We start from the raw sequence: 21,858 nt of genomic DNA, 5'->3' as shown, positions 1-21,858 counted from the left end.
GCCAGAGCAGGGAGGCCGCCGGTATGTCACTTCTCTCCGGGAAGACCGTCGTCGTGTCGGGCGTCGGCGCGGGGCTCGGTCATCAGGTCGCCGCGACGGTCGTGCGGGAGGGCGGGAACGCCGTGCTGGGGGCGCGGACCGAGGCGAACCTCGCGAAGAGTGCCGTCGAGATCGATCCGGACGGGGCGCACACGGCGTACCGGTCGACGGACATCACCGACGAGCAACAGTGCGTGCGGCTCGCGGAGTTGGCGGTGGAGCGGTTCGGGCGGCTGGACGCGGTCGTGCAGGTGGCCGCGTGGGACAGCTACTTCGGGGGCCTCGAGGACGCGGACTTCGCGACCTGGCAGTCGGTCATCGACGTGAACCTGCTGGGATCGCTGCGGATGACCCGGGCCTGTCTGCCGGGGCTGAAGGCGGCGGGCGGCGGCTCGGTGGTGTTCATCGGGACGCAGTCGGCCGTGGCCTCCCCCTCACAGGTGCGGCAGGCCGCGTACGCCGCCTCGAAGGGGGCGCTGACCAGCGCGATGTACTCGCTGGCGCGGGAACTCGGGCCGCACCGGATCCGGGTCAACACCGTGTTGCCGGGCTGGATGTGGGGGCCGCCGGTGCAGGCGTACGTGCAGTTCACCGCGCATACGGAGAAGGTGCCGGAGGCGGACGTACTCAAGCGGCTCACCGACCGGATGGCGCTGCCCGATCTCGCGACCGACGGGGACGTGGCGGACGCGACGGCGTTCCTGGCCTCGGACCGTGCGCGGGCGATCACCGGACAGTCACTGCTGGTCAACGCCGGGGAGCTGATGCGGTGAGTTCATGTAGGTGAACGCAGGCCATCATCACGAATATCTTTACCTCCCTTTGACCCTACACCAGCTTGTCGTGTCCACGCGGTGGCGCCCACGATGAGCGCCGGGCTGATCCCTGGGAGGGCGCATATGAACGGTCTCGACTGGGCCGTGCTCATCGGCTATTTCGGCGTGATGGTCGCGATCGGCGTCTGGTCGCACAAACGGGTGGACGACGTCAGCGACTTCTTCACGGCCGGCGGCAAGATGCCGTGGTGGCTGTCGGGCATCTCGCACCACATGTCGGGCTACAGCGCGGTGATGTTCACCGGGTACGCGGGCATCGCCTACACGTACGGCGTCACGTCGTTCGTCACCTGGTCCTTCCCCATCGCACTCGGCATCGCCATCGGCTCGAAGCTGTTCGCGCCGCGTATCAACCGGCTGCGCTCACGGCTCCATGTGGCATCTCCGCTCGAATACCTCAAGAACCGCTACGACTTGAAGACCCAACAGGCGCTGGCCTGGTCGGGCATGCTGCTGAAGATCGTGGACGTGGGCGCCAAGTGGGCCGCGATCGCGACCCTGTTGTCCGTCTTCACCGGGATCTCGCTCAACCAGGGCATCCTCATCACCGGTGCCATCACGGCCGTCTACTGCACGATCGGCGGCCTGTGGGCCGACGCGCTCACGGAATTGGGTCAGTTCGTCATCCAACTCCTGGCCGGTGTCGCGATGTTCATCGCCGTCGTCCTCAAGCTCAACGACAAGGGCATCGGCTTCTTCGGCGCCTGGGACGAGCCTGAGCTCCAGGGTCACGGGGAGCCGCTGGTGGGGCCGTACGGCACGGTCTTCCTGCTCGCCTTCCTCTTCATCAAGCTCTTCGAGTACAACGGCGGCATGCTCAACCAGGCCCAGCGGTACATGGCCACGGCGAACGCGCATGAGGCCGAGCGCTCGGCACGGCTGTCGGCGATCCTGTGGCTGGTGTGGCCGGTCGTCCTGTTCTTCCCCATGTGGATGTCGCCGCTGCTGGTCGAGTCGCAGAAGCCGGACGGCTCCGACTCCTACGGCCTGATGACCGAACAGCTGCTCCCGCACGGCCTGTTGGGCCTGGTGATCGTGGGCTTCTTCTCGCACACGATGGCCATGTGCTCCTCCGACGCCAACGCGATCGCGGCGGTCTTCACCCGGGACTGCGCACCGGTGGTGTGGCGCAGGGCGCGCAGCTGGAGCCAGGGTCAGGGCCTGCGGGTCGCGCGCATCACGACGGTCGTCTTCCTCGGCCTGTCGATGGCGGCGGCGACCCAGGTCAACTCCCCCGCGTTCAAGGACATCATCACCGTCGTGATCAAGTGGGTGGCCGGGCTCATGGGCCCGATGGCCATCCCGATGATGCTCGGCCTGCTGCGCCCGTTCCGCCGCTCCGGCCCGACCGCCGCGCTCACCAGCTGGTCGATGGGTCTGCTCGCCTTCTGGCTGGTCAACTACCCGATCAACTGGAACGTCGACGGCGGCGTCCCGCTCCAGTACCAGGTCTCCATCCCGCTGGCGGTCTCGCTGATCCTGTACATCCTCGTCGGCTTCATCAAGCCCGAGGACACCCCGGAGCGCCTCGCGATCATCGAGAAGATCAACACGGACGGGGACGGGGCGGCGGCCGCGGCGATCCCGACTCCGGTGGGCGGTGTGGAGGACGTGATCGGTACGAAGGTCAAGGACTAGACGTTCCGACCGGACCGGTCTAGGCCCTCGGATAGCGGACCAGCCACCCCGGGGACGCCCCCGCCGGCCCGTGCAGGGCCGGCCCCTGGGTCATCTCCATGGCGAAGTCGTCGGCGAGTTCCAGCAGGGTGGGACGGCCCTCCAGTTCGGCCAGCCAGGCCGGCGGGAGGGCCGTCTCGCCGTGCAGGGCACCCAGCAGGCCTCCGGTGAGGGCGCCGGCCGCGGCCGAGGGCCCGTCGTGGTTCACCGCGAGGCACAGACCGTGCCGTACGTCCTCCCCGACCAGCGCGCAGTACACGGCGGCGGACAGCAGCCCGTCCGCCGAACCGTCGGCGGCGAGTTCCTCCACCCGCGCCGGGGTGGGCATCCCCTGCCGTACGGCACCCAGCGCGTGCTGGAGCGCGTCCGACACGGGTTCGTGCCCGGGCCGCGCGGCCAGCAGCGCGAGCGCCCGCTGCACCGCCCCGTCGAGACTGTCGCCGAGGGCCAGCGCGTGCACGATCACGGCGTACGCGCCCGCCGACAGATAGGCGACGGGATGCCCGTGGGTCTGCGCGGCACACTCGACGGCCAGCTGCACGACGAGCTGCGGCTCCCACCCGACCAGGAGCCCGAAGGCCGCGGACCGGGCCGTGGCCTCGGGCCCGAGTTCGTTCGGGTTCTTCGGCGACTCCAGCGTCCCCATGGTGTCGTCGCCGAACCCGATGAGAAGGGACCGGGTCGGGTCGCGGCGGGCGTACAGCCACTCCTCCCGGGCCAGCCAGCCGTCGTCCTTGCGCCGCTCGTCGGGTCCCCAGTCCCGCTGGGTGGCGGCCCACCGCAGATACGCCCGGTGCAGATCGGTGGGCGGATGCCAGGCGCCTGTGTCCCGTCGGACCTGGGCCCGTATGAGCCCGTCCACGGTGAACAGGCTCAGCTGGGTGAGATGAGTGACGGCGCCGCGTCGGCCGTACCCGAACGCGAGGTCCACGAGCCCCTCGGCGCCGTACGCCTCCCGGATCTCGTCCAGTCCGAGTCCGTCGACCGGCGCGCCCAGCGCGTCACCCACGGCCACCCCGAGGAGCGTCCCCCGCACCCGGCTACGGAAGTCCTGTTGCTCGGCACGCCCCCAGACGACGGCCCCGGCTGTCGCACCCACCAAGACCTCCCGTGGCGACCGTCCGTATGTACGACGCTCAGCACTGTAATCGACGGGAGGTGGGGGGTTCAGGGGGCGTGTGGGTATGCGCGCCTTTTACCGAAAGGCGGAGACGTTACCGGCGGCCCAGTGCGCGTAGGCGCGGGGCGGGCGGCCGAGGACCCGCTCGACGTCGGGGTTGACGCGGCGCAGACCCTCCGACGGGTCGCCGAGGATGTCGAGGGTGGCGTCCGCGATCGGCTCCGGCATGAACCGGACCATCCCGGCCCTGGCCTCGGCCCGGGTCTGCTCGACGAACCGCACGGGTTCGCCCAGCGCGTCCGCTAGGGCGGCGGCCTGCTGCCGAGGCGATATCGGGGCGGGTCCGGTCAACTCGTGGACGCGCCCGGCATGTCCGCGATCCCGCAGCGCGACGGCGGCGACCTCGGCGATGTCGTCCGGGTCGACGGTCGGCAGCGCGACGTCCCCGAAAGGTGCCGCCACCGTCCGCTCGGCGCGCACCGCACCGGCCCACTGGAGGGTGTTGGAGTGGAATCCGCCGGGCCGCAGCATGGTCCAGTCGAGCCCCGACCGCCGTACGGCGTCCTCGAGTCCGGCGGGATGGTCGCCGGTGCTGACGCCGTGCGAGGACAACAGCACGACCCGCCGGATCCCACCGGCCCGGACGACGTCGAGGACGTCGTCGAGGTTGCCGCCCTGCGCCACGAAGTCGCCGGAGGTCAGAAGGAAGAGCGACTCCGCGCCGTCGAGGGCGGGCTTGAGGGTCCGGGGTGCGGCGAGGTCGGCCCGATGGTGCCGCACCCCTGCCGGGATGTCGTCCGGACTCCGCCGGGAGACGGCCGTCACCCGCTCCCCCGCCGCGAGAAGCGCCCTCACCAGCGGCCGCCCGACGTTCCCCGTAGCACCGGTCACCACGATCATGTTGCTCCCCAATCCGGAGGCTTCTGTGGACACCGGCGAAGCTACTATCGGGAAGCCAGTAGGTACCTAGAGGAAAGTAATGGATGGATGGTATCGATGTGACGGAGACCACACCCCAGAACGCCTGCCCCATCGCCCCCGTGGTCGACATCGTCTTCAGCCGCTGGACCACGCCGATCCTCTGGGCCCTCCACGAGTACGGCCGTCAGCGCTTCGTGGAAGTGGAACGCCGGATCGCCACCATCACCCCCAAGGTCCTGACCCAGCGCCTGCGCCAACTGGAACGCGACGGTTTGGTCCACCGCACGTACCACGCGGAGGTCCCACCCCGCGTGGAGTACGAGATCACCGAACTGGGCCGCAGCCTGGCCCCGTTGTTCGCGACACTGGCGCAGTGGTCACCGAATCTGGAGAGGGTGGAGGAGGCTCGGCGGGCCTATGACGCCAGGGGCGGGGGCGGCGGCCGGTCGGGGTGACGCCGGTCAGGCGTACGGAGGGTTCTGGTGAGCACAAGCGGGGCCCAGGCAGCGGCCTTCTTCCGTGAGATCGCTCGGACTCGTACTGTTTGGTGGGTTCGAGACGACGACGGCAGTCCGACCCCGGTCTCAAGTTCTGGGCAACCAGCTTTCCCCTATTGGTCGTCGAAGACCCGTGCACAGCGCGCCGCTCAGCTATGGGGTCCTCAATTTCGAGCTGTTCCAATGCCGCTGGATCAGTGGCGAAGCGCGGCTTTGCCGGATCTGGCCAAGGACGACTTCCGCGTAGGGATCAACTGGAGCGGACAGCGCCTGACCGGATGGGACTTCACTGTCGGTGAAGTGGTCAATCGTCTCCTTTACGCGCTCAGCGAGCCACCATGGCACGGGCGGGTCGGTGTCCAGGACGGTTGTTCGCCCCCGAGCAGTCGGGGCTGAGGATTATCCGGCGCCCCCCAGCACCCGCTCCCGCACCGCACGCGCCCGCTCGTCGTCCGGGTTCGACGCGCATGCGCGTTCCGCGTCGGCGAGGGCCGCGTCGAAGGCGGCGAGGGCGAGGTGGGTTTCGGCTCGGCGGCACAGGGCCCAGATGTAGGTGGGGTCGAGGTCCAGGGCGCGGTTCAGGGCGCTGAGTGCCTCCTCGAAGCGGCCCAATTGGGACAGGGCAGCGCCTCTGCTCGCGTGGGCCGAGGCGTAGTCGGGGGCGAGTGCGAGTACGCGATCGTAGTCGCGGAGGGACTCCTCGAGGCGGCCGGCATTGCGGAGGGCGTCGCCGCGCTCGCAGCAGCCCCAGGGCGAGTCCGGCTGGAGGGTGACCGCTCGGTCGAGGTCGGCCAGTTGGCGGGTGGGATCGCCGAGGCCGCGCCATACGCGGGCGCGGCGGACCAGGGCCCAGGTGTAGTCGGGTTTGAGGTCGAGGGCCCGGTCCAAGTCCGCGAGGGCGGAGTCGAGTTCACCCCGGGTCAGACGGACGGCACCCCTGGACGCCCAGGCCAAGTGGTGGGCGGGGTCCAGTTCGATCCCCTTGTCCAGGTCCCTGAGCGCTTCGTCGCCGTGGTTCAGCACCCTGTGGTACTCACCCCGCACCGAGTGGGCGGAGGCATTGTCCGGCTCCAGCGCGAGGGCCTGGTCCAGCTCGTCGACCGCCGCTTCGTAGTCGCCGAGTTCGCCGCGCACGTAGGAACGCCCCCGGTAGGCGCGTGCGAGCCCGGGATCCAGCGCAACCGCCCGGTCGTACTCGCGCAGGGCCTCCTCCAGGGCCCCGAGGCGCCGTAGCGCGCTGCCCCGTACCACGCGGGCGTGTGCCTGGGCCGGTTCGTCGAGGGCCGCCCGGGACAGCAGTCGGGCGAGTGCCGCGGGGACGCCGCCCTCGGTCAGCGTCCGGGACAGTTCGTTCCCCCACCGGGACACCGCTTCCATGTGGCCGTCCCGGCCCGCGTCCAGCAGGGTCCGCGCCCACCGGGCCGCGGTGACATCATCCGTGTCGCAGGCGTCCATGAAGTCCCGCAGCACCAACGGCAGTACGACACGCGCCTGAGCGCACAGCAGGTGGTAGGACTCGGCGAGCCGCAGCTCCCGCCACTCCTCGTCCGCCCACAGCTCCCCGTCCGCGCGCCCGGCTTCGGCCTCCGCCCGCCACTCACCGAATATCCGTGCCAGACGCGCCTGTTGCTGGACCCAGCCGCGCGGCGACCGCCCGCGCTGCATCCGCAGCATCGCCTCCCGCACCAAGTCGTGATAGCGCAGCCGGTCGCCGTGGTCGGTGACGAACGGCAGGGACCGCAGCCAGGCGAAGAGCTGTTCCACCTCGTCGTCCGGGCAGTCCACGGCCGCCCGGAACACGTCCATGTCCAGGTGCCGGGGCAATGAGCACGCCAGGGCCGCGGACCGCCGTACCGGATCCTGTTCCCACTTCAGGAAGCGTTCTACGGCCGTCGCACTGGGGTCGCCGATGTCCTCGGGGCCGGTGGGGCGCTGCTCGGCAAGGGTCGACACGAGGACCGGCAGTCCGCCCGTGAGGCGCAGCACCTCCTCCACCACGGGCTCGGCGACCACTCCCTTGCCCGCCAGCAGCCCCCGGGTCTCCGCTTCCGTGAACGGTTCGAGGGGCACGTCCGTCATGAAGTCCGCGAAGGCGCCCCAGCGGGCGGTGTCGAAGGGACGTTGGCCCGCCGTCACCACGACAACCGTCGCGGGGAGGGTGCCGTACCGGTCGCCGGTCATGACCTCGAGCAGCCAGCCGTCAAAGAACGGGCCGGTCCGTTCGTACGTGTCGAAGAAGAGGACGATCCAGGGGGCCGCGGCCGCCGCGTCGGTGAGTTCGTCCAGAAGAACCGGGGTGAGTACCCGCTCCGGGTGCATGACCAGTTGGACGTCTTCCTGGCTGCGGAAGCGCGCGCTGAGGCCGGCTCGCAACCGGTCTGCTCCCTGGGCGAGTTGAGCCGCGTCCAGGGCGCCCGCGAAGGCTCCCACGCCCGGCACCATTCCCAGTCCGGCCAGTCCTGCCCGCGCCGCGGCCATGCTGCCCGCCGACGGCCCCTCGGGCTCCGCCTCGAGGGTGGCGACGGCGGCGGCCTCCGCCTCGCGTCGGCGTTCGCGGTGGGTGGCGAGGAGCCGTTCCAGTTCCTTGAAGCGGCAGCCCTGGGCGCCAAGTTGGCGGCTGATCGCCGCCAACGCCTCCTGCACGCTGCCGACACTCTCGTCGACATAGGCCGTGAACGCGCCTTTTTCGCGGGCCACTTGCTCCAGTTCCCGGACCAGGAAGGTCTTCCCGACCCCGGCGTTGCCGTGCACGTGGAAGAGAAAGCGGTGCCGTTCGTCCTCCGGCGCCAGGTCGAGGTTGCGCCGGAACGCGGCCCGCTCGTCACCGCGCCCCACGAACCCGGCCCGCCTGCGCTGCCGGATCAGCTCCTGCATCGACGGCCGCGTAGGCCTCATCGGTCACACTCCCGTGTCCGTCCCCACCTGTTCCGCCCAGTGTGGCAACAAGTGAGGGCCGTGAGACCCCGTGCCCGGTGCATCCGGTGGGTCCCACGGCCCTTCGGCCCGACTCGCTCAGGCAGGCATCAGCACAGGCACGGGTCGGTGCCCCAGCCCAGCCCGTTGATGTCGTCCGCGCTCAGGGCGCCGGCGTACGCCTGCACTTCGTCCACGTCGCCGTGCAGGTACTCGCCCCAACCCTCGCCAGTCCGGGCCCGGCCGATCTGCAGGGGACCCGTGCTCGGCCAGCCGTTCGGGAAGTCCGCGGTCGCCGCGGCGATGCTCCCACCGTCGATGTAGAGCTTGATCTGGTCCGTGGCGTCGTCGTAGACGACGGCGAGCCGGTGTCCGCGGCCCTCGCCGCCGTCCGCCGCGGCGACCTGCGCCACCACGGTCTCGGCCGCGCCCTGTTCGTCCCGCTGCGGCATCACCAGTTGCCAGGCGTGCTCCGAGGGCTGGTAGCGCACCTTGAAGGCGTCGGTGTGCTCACCGCCCTGCGAGAGCACGGTCATCGGGCGGTCCGGCTCGGCGTCCGCCAGGCGTACGACCACGCCGACGGTGAAGCTGTCCGACGTGTCGACGATCGGCCCGTCCGTGGCCGCGTGACCGGTCCGGCCGTCCAGTGTCAGATGGCCGTCGCCCACGAGCGCGTACGGGATCACGGGGCAGTCCGGGTCGAGTTCCGGGATGCACGAGTCGTCAGGGCCGCGGTGGATCGCGGCGCCGTCACCCAGCTTCAGGGGTGCGCCGCCGTTCTGGTCGGGGCTTGCGCCGGCCGGGGCCGTCTCCAGGGACCAGTGGCCGAGCAGGCTCGGTCGGCGATGGGCCAGTTGGGCCGCCTCGGCCGGGACGACCACCCGGTCGTGGACTCGTACGTCGCCCAGGTCACCGCGCCAGCGGTCGCGGTATGCCTCGCCATGGCGGACGCGGCCGATCTGGAAGGCGCCGGTGGTCGCGGCGGGCGTGGCCTCGGTCTCGGTGCCGACCTCATGACCATTGGCATAGAGCTTCGCGTGACCGGTCTCGGCGTCGTACACACCCAGCAGGTGGGCCCACTCGCCGGTCTCCGGTGCGCCGCCCGACACCCGTGCGTCCCCGATGGCGAACGACCAGAGGGACGTCGTGCCCTCCTCGCGCAGGCCGAGCGTGAACCCCGCGGACCGGCCCGCGTCCTGGCCGGCGACGGTCATGGTCCGGTCGGTCCGCGCGGGCCGTACCCACGCGCTCACCGCGAAGCTCTTGCGCGGGTCGGCGACCGCCGGCGCGTCCGGGGTGAGGTAGCCATGGCTGCTGCCGTCCAGGTGGGCCGTGGAGGTCAGGTCGGTGCGCGCGGGGGCCGGTCCGCCGAAGGTCACGCCGGACCCGGCACGCGCTGCCGTGCCCGTCTCGGCTCCCGCACTGGTGGCTCCCGCCGCGTCGTCCAGCCGCCAGTGGGCGACCGGGGCGCGGCCGGACTGCACGTAGAAGCTGTACGACGACTCGCCGCTGCTGCGTCCGGAGCGGTCGATGGCGTGGACGGTCAGCCTGTCCGGCCCCGAACGCAACGGCAGGAAGGGCACGGTCACGCTCCCACCGGGCTGCTCCGGCCGAACGGTCCCGTACGGGCCGCCGATGAAGCCGTACGTGTAGGCCACGACGTCGTCCGAGGGCGAGTCCATGGTGAAGTGGCCGTACACGCCCACTCCGTCCACCCAGAGCACGTCCTGCGGGTACTCGGGAGAGGTGATCGTCGCCTTCTCGGGGCTCACGTCGTCGTAGACGAACTCGCAGACGGAGCCCGCGCCTTCGGAGCTCCAGGGGGAGTTCTCCGTGCCGTCGTTCGCCCGGACGTGCCAGGAGACGACGGTGTTCGCCGGGATGCCGTCCTGCGGCATCCGCCACAGCTGCCGAGCGCCGGAGAGTGTCGGGTTCGTGGTGTACGTTAGCCTCTGCTCCACCCCGTCGGCATCCGTCCACCAGGCCTCGAACTCGCCCTTGACCATGTTGGCCTCGGCGGGCTGGTTGTCCTCCTCAGGGTCGTACAGGGCCGCGCGCAGAGTGGGCGGCGCTCCCACGTACGCCCGGTCCTCCCCTGTCGCGCACGCCTTGGTCCCCGTCATGAGGTCCTCGACGAGCGGCTGCTTCGGCGGCAGGTTGTCCGCCGCGTGCGCCACACCGGACATGGCCATCACGACGGCGGCCGTGGAACACCCCACCGCCCACAGTCTGCCGCCACCTGATCTTCTCGATCTGGTCAACTGTCCCCTCCCCGCGCTTCGTTGAGCCTGTTCACACAGGCCGCTGGAGGCTAACAAGGAGCACTGACATCGTCGAAGCGGTTTCCGGTTAGATGAGTTCCATGGCATCGACACCCCCACGCACCACACGCAGCGCACTCCACCTCTCCGCCACCCTCCTCACCGCGAGCGTCGCGCTGTACATAGCGCTCGTGGCGTTCGGGAACATCACGGACTTCGGGACCAACCAGGCGTTCGTGCAGCACGTTCTCGCGATGGACACGACGTTCAAGGACGACGATCTGATGTGGAGAGCCATCACCAGCAAGGGACTTCAGAACACGGCGTACGTCGCGATCATCGTCTGGGAGACGCTCGCGGCGCTCGTGCTGATCTACGGCACATGGCTGTGGGTGCGCCGGGACGACCAGGCGGCCCGGCGCTTCTCCACCTACGGCCTGCTCATGCTCATGCTGCTCTTCGGCGCCGGGTTCATCGCGATCGGCGGGGAGTGGTTCTCCATGTGGCAGTCGGACACCTGGAACGGCCTGGACGCGGCGCTGCGGGTGTTCGTGCTGAGCGGGGTCGTGCTGCTGGTGGTCAACCTGCCCGACCGCAGCGCTAGTTGACGACGACGACCTTCGTCCCCGTCTCGCCGAACGTCCACAGGGCCGACCCGTCCGCCGTCTTCATGCGGATGCCGCCGGTCTGGGCGCCGTTCGCGGGCGGGGGCGAGGAGCCGTTCACCGCGTTGGAGAAGGCGACGTTCACGCCGCCCACGGCGGTGAAGTACACGATGTGCTCGATCCGCACGCCGTCGGACCCGGTCGTCGGGTCTCCCCGGCGCAGCGAGACCGAGTAGGTGCCGGGGGCCGGGTCCACCGTCCCCGGCCAGACGGCGAAGGTCCGCCGGGCCGCCTCGCTCGCGTCGATCAGCCAGACCCGCTTGTCGCCGAGCGAGTAGACGATCCGGCGGCCGGTCCCGGAGGCGTCCGGGACCGCGGTCGCCGACGGCTCGGGCTGCGCGGACGCGCGCGGGGACGCCGACACGCTCGGCCGGGCGGTGGCGGCCACGCTCGGCTTCGTTCCCTTGTCGGCCTGTACGGCCAGGGCGACGACGGCGGCGATCGCCCCCACGGTCAGACCCGTCACCCAGACCTTCGGGGCTGGCACGGCACGCATCTCCTCGGCTAAGGATCCCCGTCGAACGGGGGTCGGATCATCGTACCGGCCCCCGCCGAGACACCTTTCCCGTCAGTCCAGGACCGGCAGCAGCTCGGGCAGGTGCCCGTCGGAGACCTGCGCCGCCTTCTGCCGCTCCTCCGACACCTCCCCGTACAGCGTCGTGCGCGGACGGGCGGGACGGCCCGCCGCCTCCGCCACCGCGATCAGGTCCTTCACCGACTTGTACGAGCCGTACGACGAACCCGCCATCCGCGAGATCGTCTCCTCCATCAGCGTGCCGCCCAGGTCGTTCGCCCCCGAGCGGAGCATCTCCGCCGCGCCCTCCGTGCCCAGCTTGACCCAGCTGGTCTGGATGTTCGGCACCCAGGGGTGGAGCAGCAGGCGTGCCATCGCCGTCACCGCCCGGTTGTCCCGCATGGAGGGGCCGGGGCGGGCGATGCCGGCCAGGTACACCGGGGCGTTGGTGTGGATGAAGGGGAGCGTCACGAACTCCGTGAAGCCGCCCGTACGTTGCTGGATTCCGGCCAAGGTCCGCAGGTGGCCCAGCCAGTGGCGTGGCTGGTCCACATGTCCGTACATCATCGTCGACGAGGACCTGATGCCGACCTCGTGCGCGGTCTCGATCACCTCGATCCAGGTGGCCGTCGGCAGCTTGCCCTTGGTCAGCACCCAGCGGACCTCGTCGTCGAGGATCTCGGCGGCCGTGCCGGGAATGGAGTCGAGGCCGGCCTCCTTGGCCGTCGTCAGCCACTCGCGGATGGACATGCCGGTGCGGGTCGCGCCGTTGACGACCTCCATCGGGGAGAAGGCGTGCACATGCATGCCGGGCACCCGCTCCTTCACCGCGCGGGCGATGTCGAAGTACGCCGTTCCCGGCAGGTCGGGGTGGATCCCGCCCTGCATGCAGACCTCCACCGCGCCCACCTCCCAGGCCTGTTGGGCGCGGTCGGCCACCTGGTCCAGGGACAGGGTGTAGGCGTCGGCGTCCGTGCGTCGCTGGGCGAAGGCGCAGAACCGGCAGCCCGTGTAGCAGACGTTGGTGAAGTTGATGTTCCGCGTGACGATGTACGTCACGTCGTCGCCGACCACCGACTTGCGGACGTCGTCGGCCACGTGGCACAGGGCGTCCAGGGCGGACCCGTCCGCGTGCAGCAGCGCCAGCGCCTCGGCGTCGGTCAGCCGCGTGGGGTCGTCGGCGGCGACCCGCAGGGCCTGCCGTACGTCCGTGTCGATGCGCTCCGGCACCATGCCGGGGGCGGCCGCCTCGCGCAGGGCGCCCCAGTCGCCGTAGACCTCGTCGAAGTCGTCGCGGCGGTCGGACGTACGGCCCTCGGTGTCGATCGTGGCGTGCAGATCCGTGCGGCCGGACGGGACGAAGACCTCCTCCGGCTCCTGCCAGGGCAGCCCCTGCGGGAGAGCGTCGGGACGCGCGAGGCCCGTCTCCGGGTCCGCCAGAGCCGCTACGTGCGGTCGCAGCCGTGGGTCCAGCCAGGGCTCGCCGCGTTGCACGAACTCGGGGTACACGCACAGACGTTCCCGCAGCTCGAAACCGGCCGCCGCGGACCGCTCGGTGAGCTCCTCGATCTGCGGCCAGGGCCGCTCGGGGTTCACATGGTCGATGGTGAGCGGACTGACCCCGCCCCAGTCGTCGATTCCCGCCCCGATCAGCCGCTCGTACTCGCTGTCGACCAGGTTCGGCGGGGCCTGGATGTTGGCGGCCGGACCCATGATGAGGCGGGCCACCGCCACCGCGGCGACCAGCTCGTCCAGTTCCGCGTCGGGCATGCCGCGCATCGCGGTGTCCGGCTTGGCGCGGAAGTTCTGGATGATCAGCTCCTGGACGCTGTGATACGCCCGTGCCGTGCGCCGCAGCGCGAAGAGGGACTCGGCGCGCTCCTCGTACGTCTCCCCGATCCCGATGAGGATGCCGCTCGTGAAAGGCACCGACGACCGCCCGGCGTCCTCGAGGACCCGCAGCCGTACGGCGGGTTCCTTGTCCGGGGAGCCGTAGTGCGGTCCGCCGGGCTCGGACCAGAGCCGCTCGGCGGTCGTCTCCAGCATCATGCCCATGCTCGGCGCGACGGGCTTCAGCCGCTGGAAGTCGGTCCAGGACAGCACGCCCGGGTTGAGGTGGGGCAGCAGGCCCGTCTCCTCCAGGATGCGGATGGAGATGGCCCGGACGTAGGCGATGGTGTCGTCGTAGCCATGGGCGTCAAGCCATTCCCTGGCCTCCGGCCAGCGGTCCTCGGGCTTGTCGCCGAGGGTGATCAGGGCTTCCTTGCAGCCCAGCGCGGCGCCCCTGCGGGCCACGTCCAGGACCTCGTCGGGGGACATGAACATGCCGTGGCCAGCCCGGCGGAGCTTGCCGGGCACGGTCACGAAGGTGCAGTAGTGGCACTTGTCCCGGCACAACCGGGTGAGGGGGATGAAGACGCTCTTCGAGTACGTGATGACACCGGGTCGGCCCGCCTGTGCGAGGCCCGCGTCCCTGACGCGGGCGGCCGACGCGGTGAGGTCGTCCAGGGCCGGGCCGCGGGCCTGGAGCAGCACCGCGGCCTCGGAGACGTCGAGGGCGACACCGTCCCGGGCACGTTTCAGAGCGCGACGCATGGAGTTCTCGGTGGGGCCGGTACCGCCGGGGCGGTCGGTGGGGCCGGTTCCGGAGGCCGCGGAAGTCGTCATCCTTCGAGCATACGAGCGGTGTGATCAGGGCAGTGGCGCTGCCCGAAGGTGGGTGACGTCACACCCCCTCACCCTCACCCTGGACATAACGGGCATACTCGTCAAGCACCTTGAGCACCTCGGTCTCCCCCGACGGGGGCAGCTGCAGCACGACCTCCTCGATCCCGAGCTCGGCGTAGTGGGCGAGCTTGCCGGGCGTGGGGACGACGGCGTACGGGACGACCTGGAGGGCGGCCGGGTCGCGGCCCGCGTCGGACCAGGCGGTGCGCAGCACGGGCAGGGACTCGGTCAGACCGCGTCCGCCGATGGGCAGCCAGCCGTCGGCGTACTCACAGATGTGGGAGAACAACTTCGGCCCCGCGGCGCCGCCCACGAGAGTCCGCTTCCGGACGGGCTTGGGGAAGGCGTGACTGGCCCGGACGCTCCCGAACTCCCCTTCGTAGGCGGTGGGCTCGTCCGCCCAGAGCGCCTGCATGAGCGCCATCCGGTCGCGGACCAGCTCCCTGCGCGTCCGCCACTCGACGCCGTGGTCGGCGGCTTCCTCGACGTTCCAGCCGAACCCGAGTCCGAGCGTGAACCGTCCGCCCGAGAGGTGGTCGAGGGTCGCGATCTGCTTGGCGAGGTCGATCGGGTCATGCTGGGCCACGAGCGTGATGCCGGTGCCGAGACCGAGCCGCTCGGTGACGGCTGCGGCCTGGCCGAGCGCGACGAAGGGGTCGAGGGTACGGCCGTACTCGCGCGGCAGGTCGCCGCCCGCCGGGTACGGGGTGATCCGCTCGACGGGGATGTGGGTGTGCTCGGGCAGATACAGCCCGGCGAAGCCCCGCGCCTCCAGCTCACGGGCGATCCGGGTCGGGGTGATGGTCTCGTCGGTGAGGAAGATCGTCACGGAAATTCGCATGACTGCATCTGTACCGGGCCGGGGCGGGGATGTCCATACCGACTGGTCGGCATCAGTGGGTGACGTACCGGGAGAGCAGTCGCTGTCGGGACTGTCGGTCGTCTGTCGGGACTGTCGGTCCGATGTCGGCGGCCTGTCGGCCGGGGCCAGGAGTCTTGTCGCAGATCCCGCCGGGTGACCGCCCGCCGGCCCTGCGACCTCCCAGGAGTCACCATGACCACCCACGTCACGATCATCGGCGCCGGACTCGGCGGCCTCACGCTCGCCCGCGTCCTGCACGTCAACGGCATCCCGTCCACCGTCTACGAGGCGGAGTCCTCGCCGACGGCGCGTGCGCAGGGCGGGATGCTCGACATCCACGACGACAACGGACAGCTCGCCCTTCAGGCGGCCGGCCTGATGGACGAGTTCCGCGGTCTCGTCCTGGAGGGCCGTGAGGCGACGCGGTTGCTCGCCCCGGACGGGACCGTCCTGTTCGAGCAGGCCGACGACGGCACCGGCGGCCGCCCCGAGGTGCAGCGCGGCGAGCTGCGGCAGCTCCTGCTGGACTCGCTCCCGGCCGGGACGGTCCGCTGGGGTCACAAGGTCAGCGGCACCCGTGAGCTCGGTGAGGGCCGCCACGAGGTGACCTTCGCCGACGGGAGCACCGTCGTCACCGGTCTGCTGGTCGGCGCGGACGGTGCCTGGTCCCGGGTGCGGCCGCTGCTCTCCGCCGCGAGGCCCGAGTACACCGGCATGTCCTGCGTCGAGGTGTACCTGTACGACGCCGACACCCGGCACCCGGTCAGCGCGAAAGCGGTCGGGAGCGGCGCACTGTTCGTGCTCGCGCCGGGCAAGGGCTTCGTGACGCACCGGGAGAGGGGCGGCGACCTGCACACCTACGTGATATTCGCCCGCCCGCAGGAGTGGTTCGCGGACATCGACTTCACCGACCCCGCCGCGGCCACCGCCCGCATCGCGGCAGAATTCGACGGCTGGGCACCGGAACTCACCGCGCTGATCACCGACGCCGACACCGCCCCGATACTGCGTCCCTTCGCCGCCCTGCCCGTCGAACACCGGTGGGAGCGGGTGCCGGGAGTGACGCTGATCGGCGACGCCGCCCATGTCGCCGCCCCGAACGGCGAGGGCGCCAACCTCGCCATGCTCGACGGTGCCGAACTCGCCCAGGCCCTCGCGGCCCGCCCCCACGACCTCGAGACCGCGCTCACCGAGTACGAGCGGGCCATGTTCCCCCGCAGCGCCGCAACCGCCACCGAGGGCACCGAGCTCTACGCCCTCATGTTCGGCGACAGCACGCCCTACGGTCTGATCGACATGTTCACCGGCCACGAACAGGGCGAGTGAGGTCATGCGTTGAGGTAGCGGTACCTGCCGTCGCTCGGCGAGACGAAGAGTTGGCCGTCCCGAACCTGCCATTCGGTCGTGCCGTCGACTTCATGGCCGGCGAGGAAGAGGCCTGAGACGTGGTCTCCGTCTTCGCTGGCCGGGATCCTCGCCATGTCCCGGATCTGGCGAACGAGCCAGTCCACACCCGATTCGCGGATCTCGGCGCCGTAGCACGAGAGCTCGGCATCGCCCCGTTCACCATGATCCATTCCATCGCCCAGAACCTGTGAGGGAGCCGACATGATCACTGACCGCCGGCAGAAGTCGTCCTACTGCCAGGAAGGCGACGCCTGCGTCCACATATCCACCGACCTCGACAACGTTCACATCACGGACTCCGATGCCGCCCACACCATCGTCACCGTCAGCCACGCCGCCTTCGCCGCCCTGCTGACGTCACTCTGACCCGTCCGCCAGGTCCGCCACCACCGCCGCGTGGTCCGACGGCCAGACCCCGTCCACCGGACCGTCGCCCGCGCGCCGGACGCCCAGGACATGGCCCAGCCCCCTCGCTCCCGGCGGGCCCACGTGGATGTAGTCGATACGGACCGGCGGGGCCACGCGGACGTACGGGTTCGCCGGGTCCCAGGTCGCCGAGGGGGCCGCAGGATCCGCGTACTCCCAGGCGTCCAGGAAGAGTTGGTCCGGAGCGGCCGGGGCCGTCTTGTAGCCGCCGAAGAGGCGGACCTCGTCGGAGTCGGGCCAGGCGTTGAAGTCGCCGGTGACGACGGGCGGGAAGTCGGTGCCCGACCTGTGCGTCGCCACGAACTCCGCCAGCGCCGTGACCTGTTGGCAGCGGATCGCCGACGCGGTGGGGGCCGAGGTGAGGTGGGTGGTGAAGAAGGGGATGTCGTACGACGGGCCGGCCAGCCGGGCGTGGAAGGCGAGGCGGCCGTCGTCCAGATCCTCGGGGGCCGGCAGCCGCAGGACGGCCTGGTCAATCACCGGCCAGCGGCTCAGCACCGCGTTGCCGACCTCGACCCCCGGGTCGCCGATCCGCCGCTGCCAGCGCTCCGAGGCGGGCGACGCGGCCCACGCCCAGTGCAGGCCGAGCTCGCCCGCGAGCCACTCCGCGAGGTTCTCACCACCTGAACCGCCCGCCGACCACACCTCCTGCAGTCCCACCACATCCGGCCGCAGCTCCCGCAGCACCGCCAGGATCGCCTTCTGGCGTTCCTCCCACGGGCCGAAGCGCCACCACAGGTTCCAGGTCACCACGCGCATCGCCGACACCCTTCGTCCACCCGGCCGCACCCTGAGATCATCGAGGCCGTCGGTCAGGTTACGGAAGACCGGAGAGCAGACCAGAGACAGGAGTCTCACCACCCATGTCCCCCAACGCCGAGCGCAAGTACCGCGCAGCCACGGCCTTCCAGCGCCGCTTCAACCCGATCATGCGCCGGCTGCCGCTCCAGACCGTCCTGGAGACCACCGGCCGCACCTCGGGCCTGCCCCGCAGGACCCCGGTGGGCGGCAAGCGGATCGGCGGGGCCTTCTGGCTGGTCTCCGAGTTCGGCGAGCGTTCGCAGTACGTCCGCAACATCAAGGCCGATCCGCGGGTGCGGGTGCGCATCCGGGGGCGGTGGCACGCCGGGACCGCCCATCTCATGCCGGACGACGACACCGCCGTACGACTGCGCACGCTGCCCCGGATGAACAGCGCGGCGGTACGGGCCATAGGGGCCGGTCAGTTGACCGTACGGGTGGATCTGGACCAGTGAGGAGATACGGTGGATGCGCCGACCGGACATCCCTCGGCATGTGTCTCGTTCGCGGAGGATGAGAGAAGCATGGACCGGGCGCTGCTGGCCGACTTCCTCCGGGCACGCCGGGAGGTGCTGCAACCGGAGGACGTGGGGCTTCCCCGCGGTCCGCGGCGTCGTACCGGTGGGCTGCGGCGCGAGGAGGTCGCCGCACTGGCCGGCATGTCGGTCGACTACTACAGCCGGATCGAGCAACAGCGCGGTCCGATGCCGTCCGAGCAGGTGCTCGCCGGGCTCGCCCGGGGACTGCACCTCAGCCTGAGCGAGCGCGACCACCTCTTCGACCTCGCCGGGCACTCGGCGCCACGGCGGCAGCTGCGCGACGACCACGTCAGCCCCACCATGATGCGCATCGTCGAACGGCTCGCGGACACACCCGCCCTGGTGATGTCCCGGTTCAACGAGACCCTGCTGCAGAATCAACCGGCGGTCGCCCTGCTGGGCGACTACACCCGCTTCAGCGGACTGTCCCGCTACCTGGTCTACCGCTGGTTCACCGACCCGGCACAACGCGACCTCTACCCGGCCGAGGACCACGACCTCCGAGGCAGGGTCTTCACCTCGGAGATCCGGGCGGCGTACACGGCGGACCCCGAGGGAACCGCCGGCGAGATCGTCGCCGCACTGCTGGAGGTCAGCCCCGAGTTCGCCGAGGTCTGGCGGTTGCACGAGGTGGACGTCAGCCACCACAACGACCTCAAGCGCTACCGCCATCCCGAACTGGGAGAACTGGAGCTGTACTGCCAGCGCCTGATCGACCCCGACCAGGCCCAGGAACTGCTCGTCTTCTCCGCCACACCCGGCTCACCCAGCTACGAGAAGCTCCAACTCCTGCCGAGCTCACTTGCCAAGACCGACGCCTACCGGACAGGGCCCTAACACGGCCGGACCATGCCGCGGCCCGCGCCAACTCGCGGTTACCGCGTTGCGGTGGCCAGTGCCGCGCGGATGGCGTCCTCGTCGACCGGCCGGCCCTTCTCGTTCGAGACCGGCCCGTACGGGGTGCCCCACACCGGCGTGCCCGTCTCCTGCCGCCAGCTGTCGGCCAGCGGTCCCGCGTCCACGACGGCGTACCCGATGGATGCGATGAATTCGGTCACCACCGCCTTCGCCGGCGCGGAGTCTCCGGCGATCGGCAGGGACGAGCGGTCGGCCGCCCCCGCCGGGCGGGCGAGTGACAGCAGGTGCTTGAAGTAGATGGTGTTGAACGCTTTCACGACCATGGCGTCCGGGATGTACCGCAGCAGCAGTTCGCTCGAGGTGAGCGACTTGCCGTCCAGCTCGGGGATGGGCCCGTCACGCTCGGGGCCGTAGTTGCACGTGTCGATGACCGTCTTCCCGGCCAGTGGCGCGGCGGGCAGGTTGGGGAAGGCCTTGACCGGCACCGTGACCACGACGATGTCACCGGCCGCCGCGGCCGCCCCGCTCGTCGCCGCGGACGCCCGCGGCCCCAGTTCCGCGACCGTGTCCGCGAGCGTTTCGGGACCGCGTGAGTTGCTGAGCACGACCTGGTGCCCGGCCTCGATGGCGAGCCGCGCGACGCTACTGCCTATATGTCCGCTTCCGATGAATCCCACAGTCGTCATATTCTCAGCGTCCCTCAGCCGGCGGGAAGTAATGGCCATTGTCCAAATCGGCGAGCAAGCTGGGCTGGGCTGGTTCCCAGCCGAGGGTCCGGCGGGTGATGAGGTTGGACGCCGGGTAGTTCTGCGTGACGATGTTCGCGAGGAATCCAAAGTATCCCGGCACCATCAATACGTCCACGGGAACGCTTGCAGTGGGCAGGTCCAGACGGCTTCCAATGGCCTCGGCGATCTCGCGGAACGGAATTCCCCCGTCCCCCACCGCGTGCCAGTATGCGCCGGCCGGCCCCTTCTCCAGCGCCAAGCGGAACAAGGAGGCGACATCGCGGATGTGCACGGCGTTCCACAGGTTCGCGCCGTCTCCGGGGTAGCCGACGAAACCCTTCTCCTTCGCGAGCGCGACCAGCGTGGGGAGGAAGCCGGCACGGTCGGTCGTGCTGTGCGCGATGTTGGCAATCCGCACGACCGAAGACCGCACGCCCCGCTCGGCGAGGCCGATGACGGCGGTTTCCACGACGTTGCGAACCCGCAGGGTGCCCTTGTACTCATCGCCCCCGGGAAGAGCCGGGTCCTCCTCGGTGGCCGGTCGGCCCAGATTCCCGGGCGAGCCGATGCTCCCCGCCGCGACCAACGGCTTTCCGGTTCCCGCGAGTGCCTCGCCGTACGCGAGCATGATCGGGAGCTCCGCGGCGGCCACGGCGTCGAGCCCGCCGGAGGGAAGCAGGTCCTGCCTGTGCGCGACGTGGATGACGCCGTCGGAGTCCGCGGCCGCCTCCTTGAGCCCGTCGAGATCCTCGAGGTCGCCGCGACGCACCTTCGCGCCGAGCGCGGACACCGCAGCCGCGGCTGTGTCCGACCGGGCCAGGCCGGTGACCTCGTGCCCGGCTGCGATGAGCTCGGGGATGATGTACGAACCGGAATGGCCGGTCCCGCCAGCGACGAAAACGCGCACGCTACTGCTCCTTATGAATTGTCGAATTCATGCGCCGAATCAATGTGCCGAATTCACTTCGGCCTCAATAGGCACCTATTCAGGTTGCCATTGGCCTGAGCGGGTGTCCAAGACTTCTTTTAGTCGTGGTGATACCCCGCAGGCATCACCAGAGGTGCACTTCGGCCCCGCCGCCGATGAGCTGCATATCGCGCAGCCGGTGCTCAGCCGGCACCGCTCGGTCTGCCAGGGACAACTTGTCCGTGGATAAGTGAGGCCTTCATCCGGGTTCTGATCAACGCCACGCTTGCTCAGTCGAACACGGGAGGCTGAGATGGATCGGGCGTTGCTGGCCGACTTCCTCCGGGCACGCCGGGAGGTGCTGCAACCGGAGGACGTGGGGCTTCCCCGCGGTCCGCGGCGTCGTACCGGTGGGCTGCGGCGCGAGGAGGTCGCCGCACTGGCCGGCATGTCGGTCGACTACTACAGCCGGATCGAGCAACAGCGCGGTCCGATGCCGTCCGAGCAGGTGCTCGCCGGGCTCGCCCGGGGACTGCACCTCAGCCTGAGCGAGCGCGACCACCTCTTCGACCTCGCCGGGCACTCGGCGCCGCGGCGGGTCGGACGCGACGACCACGTCGGCCCGACCATGATGCGGATCGTCGAACGGCTCGCGGACACACCCGCCCTGGTGATGTCCCGCTTCGGTGAGACGCTGCTGCAGACCCGTCCGGCGGTCGCCCTGCTGGGCGACTACACCCGCTTCAGCGGACTGTCCCGCTACCTGGTCTACCGCTGGTTCACCGACCCGGCGCAACGCGACCTCTACCCCGTCGAGGACCACGCCCTGCGGGGCAGGGTCTTCACCGTGGAGATCCGGGCGGTGCACACGGCGGAGCCCACGGGCAGGGCCGGCGAGATCGTCGCCGCACTGCTGGAGGCCAGCCCCGAGTTCGCCGAGGTCTGGCGGTTGCACGAGGTGGACGTCAGCCACCACAACGACCTCAAGCGCTACCGCCATCCCGATCTGGGAGAACTGGAGCTGTACTGCCAGCGCCTGATCGACCCCGACCAGGCCCAGGAACTGCTCGTCTTCTCCGCCACACCCGGCTCACCCAGCTACGAAAAGCTCCAACTCCTGCCCGCCGTGGGCACTTAGGCATCGCATGACCCGAGAGTGC

The 21,858-nt window shown here is 70.4% G+C and carries 21 protein-coding genes; 10 read left to right on the top strand and 11 right to left on the bottom strand.

Annotated features, from left to right (window positions below; translation table 11 throughout):
* Positions 1-23: 23 nt before the first annotated feature.
* Positions 24-812 carry an SDR family oxidoreductase gene (locus OG841_RS26535; RefSeq protein WP_328639208.1) on the top strand — a complete coding sequence of 263 codons (789 nt, stop codon included), beginning with the start codon at positions 24-26 and terminating at the stop codon, positions 810-812.
* 126 nt (positions 813-938) lie between these two features.
* Positions 939-2,513 (top strand): sodium:solute symporter family protein, encoded by a 1,575-nt coding sequence (locus OG841_RS26530; protein WP_328639209.1) that lies wholly within the window; start codon positions 939-941, stop codon positions 2,511-2,513.
* A 19-nt stretch (positions 2,514-2,532) separates the two neighbouring features.
* Here the strand turns inward: OG841_RS26530 and OG841_RS26525 are convergent, their stop codons facing one another.
* Both OG841_RS26525 and OG841_RS26520 read right to left on the bottom strand, forming a co-directional pair.
* Entirely contained in the window at positions 2,533-3,651 is a 1,119-nt protein-coding gene (locus tag OG841_RS26525) for an ADP-ribosylglycohydrolase family protein (protein WP_328639210.1), read from the bottom strand.
* A 96-nt stretch (positions 3,652-3,747) separates the two neighbouring features.
* A complete protein-coding gene (locus OG841_RS26520) occupies positions 3,748-4,572 on the bottom strand; it encodes an NAD(P)H-binding protein (protein ID WP_365118495.1) in 825 nt (274 codons plus the stop codon).
* A gap of 83 nt (positions 4,573-4,655) precedes the next feature.
* On the opposite strand from OG841_RS26520, the gene OG841_RS26515 reads away from it, so the two are divergent.
* Positions 4,656-5,048 (top strand): winged helix-turn-helix transcriptional regulator, encoded by a 393-nt coding sequence (locus OG841_RS26515; protein ID WP_328639212.1) that lies wholly within the window; start codon positions 4,656-4,658, stop codon positions 5,046-5,048.
* A 27-nt stretch (positions 5,049-5,075) separates the two neighbouring features.
* Positions 5,076-5,486, top strand: a complete 411-nt coding sequence (locus OG841_RS26510) for a DUF2750 domain-containing protein (protein WP_328639213.1) — start codon at positions 5,076-5,078, stop codon at positions 5,484-5,486.
* A 3-nt stretch (positions 5,487-5,489) separates the two neighbouring features.
* Here OG841_RS26510 and OG841_RS26505 read toward each other — a convergent pair whose 3' ends face one another.
* Positions 5,490-7,964: a tetratricopeptide repeat protein gene (locus tag OG841_RS26505; protein WP_371566960.1), complete on the bottom strand. Its 2,475-nt coding sequence runs from the start codon at positions 7,962-7,964 to the stop codon at positions 5,490-5,492.
* Between the two features lie 149 nt (positions 7,965-8,113).
* Positions 8,114-10,195 (bottom strand): LamG domain-containing protein, encoded by a 2,082-nt coding sequence (locus OG841_RS26500; protein WP_328643567.1) that lies wholly within the window; start codon positions 10,193-10,195, stop codon positions 8,114-8,116.
* Positions 10,196-10,365: 170 nt separating this feature from the next.
* Here OG841_RS26500 and OG841_RS26495 point away from each other — a divergent pair, with 170 nt between their 5' ends.
* Positions 10,366-10,872, top strand: coding sequence for a DUF2165 domain-containing protein (locus OG841_RS26495; RefSeq protein ID WP_007382727.1), 507 nt, complete (start codon positions 10,366-10,368; stop codon positions 10,870-10,872).
* Here the strand turns inward: OG841_RS26495 and OG841_RS26490 are convergent.
* From OG841_RS26490 to OG841_RS26480, 3 genes are all read right to left on the bottom strand, one after another.
* On the bottom strand, positions 10,865-11,425 hold the full coding sequence (locus OG841_RS26490) for a hypothetical protein (protein ID WP_328639215.1): 561 nt from the start codon (positions 11,423-11,425) through the stop codon (positions 10,865-10,867). The two genes, OG841_RS26495 and OG841_RS26490, sit on opposite strands and share 8 nt — an antisense overlap.
* 72 nt (positions 11,426-11,497) lie before the next feature.
* The gene (locus OG841_RS26485; RefSeq protein ID WP_371566959.1) at positions 11,498-14,110 is read right to left on the bottom strand and encodes a bifunctional FO biosynthesis protein CofGH; all 2,613 of its coding nucleotides are present in this window, start codon (positions 14,108-14,110) and stop codon (positions 11,498-11,500) included.
* Between the two features lie 58 nt (positions 14,111-14,168).
* On the bottom strand, positions 14,169-15,011 hold the full coding sequence (locus OG841_RS26480) for an LLM class F420-dependent oxidoreductase (protein ID WP_328639217.1): 843 nt from the start codon (positions 15,009-15,011) through the stop codon (positions 14,169-14,171).
* Positions 15,012-15,224: 213 nt separating this feature from the next.
* Between OG841_RS26480 and OG841_RS26475 the strand changes: the two genes are divergently transcribed.
* Positions 15,225-16,358, top strand: a complete 1,134-nt coding sequence (locus OG841_RS26475; RefSeq protein ID WP_371566958.1) for an FAD-dependent oxidoreductase — start codon at positions 15,225-15,227, stop codon at positions 16,356-16,358.
* Positions 16,359-16,360: 2 nt separating this feature from the next.
* On the opposite strand, the gene OG841_RS26470 is transcribed toward OG841_RS26475, so the two are convergent.
* Entirely contained in the window at positions 16,361-16,642 is a 282-nt protein-coding gene (locus OG841_RS26470; protein ID WP_371566957.1) for a hypothetical protein, read from the bottom strand.
* On the opposite strand from OG841_RS26470, the gene OG841_RS26465 reads away from it, so the two are divergent.
* On the top strand, positions 16,641-16,805 hold the full coding sequence (locus OG841_RS26465) for a DUF397 domain-containing protein (protein ID WP_328639219.1): 165 nt from the start codon (positions 16,641-16,643) through the stop codon (positions 16,803-16,805). The genes OG841_RS26470 and OG841_RS26465 overlap by 2 nt on opposite strands.
* Here OG841_RS26465 and OG841_RS26460 read toward each other — a convergent pair.
* Positions 16,797-17,624 carry an endonuclease/exonuclease/phosphatase family protein gene (locus OG841_RS26460; protein WP_371566956.1) on the bottom strand — a complete coding sequence of 276 codons (828 nt, stop codon included), beginning with the start codon at positions 17,622-17,624 and terminating at the stop codon, positions 16,797-16,799. The two genes, OG841_RS26465 and OG841_RS26460, sit on opposite strands and share 9 nt — an antisense overlap.
* Positions 17,625-17,728: 104 nt before the next feature.
* Here OG841_RS26460 and OG841_RS26455 point away from each other — a divergent pair, with 104 nt between their 5' ends.
* Positions 17,729-18,121, top strand: a complete 393-nt coding sequence (locus OG841_RS26455; protein WP_328639221.1) for a nitroreductase/quinone reductase family protein — start codon at positions 17,729-17,731, stop codon at positions 18,119-18,121.
* Between the two features lie 69 nt (positions 18,122-18,190).
* Positions 18,191-19,042, top strand: a complete 852-nt coding sequence (locus OG841_RS26450; protein ID WP_328639222.1) for a helix-turn-helix transcriptional regulator — start codon at positions 18,191-18,193, stop codon at positions 19,040-19,042.
* Positions 19,043-19,080: 38 nt separating this feature from the next.
* Here the strand turns inward: OG841_RS26450 and OG841_RS26445 are convergent, their stop codons facing one another.
* Both OG841_RS26445 and OG841_RS26440 read right to left on the bottom strand, forming a co-directional pair.
* The gene (locus tag OG841_RS26445; RefSeq protein ID WP_328643568.1) at positions 19,081-19,740 is read right to left on the bottom strand and encodes an NADPH-dependent F420 reductase; all 660 of its coding nucleotides are present in this window, start codon (positions 19,738-19,740) and stop codon (positions 19,081-19,083) included.
* A 13-nt stretch (positions 19,741-19,753) separates the two neighbouring features.
* On the bottom strand, positions 19,754-20,698 hold the full coding sequence (locus OG841_RS26440) for an SDR family oxidoreductase (protein ID WP_328639223.1): 945 nt from the start codon (positions 20,696-20,698) through the stop codon (positions 19,754-19,756).
* A 313-nt stretch (positions 20,699-21,011) separates the two neighbouring features.
* Between OG841_RS26440 and OG841_RS26435 the strand changes: the two genes are divergently transcribed.
* A complete protein-coding gene (locus OG841_RS26435; RefSeq protein ID WP_371566955.1) occupies positions 21,012-21,836 on the top strand; it encodes a helix-turn-helix transcriptional regulator in 825 nt (274 codons plus the stop codon).
* Positions 21,837-21,858 lie beyond the last annotated feature (22 nt).

Origin of the sequence: Streptomyces canus, from assembly GCF_041435015.1 — a bacterium.
GTDB classification, from domain to species: domain Bacteria; phylum Actinomycetota; class Actinomycetes; order Streptomycetales; family Streptomycetaceae; genus Streptomyces; species Streptomyces canus_G.
The sequence above is the reverse complement of the archived record's forward strand: the minus strand, read 5'-3'. Positions and strand labels throughout refer to the sequence as shown.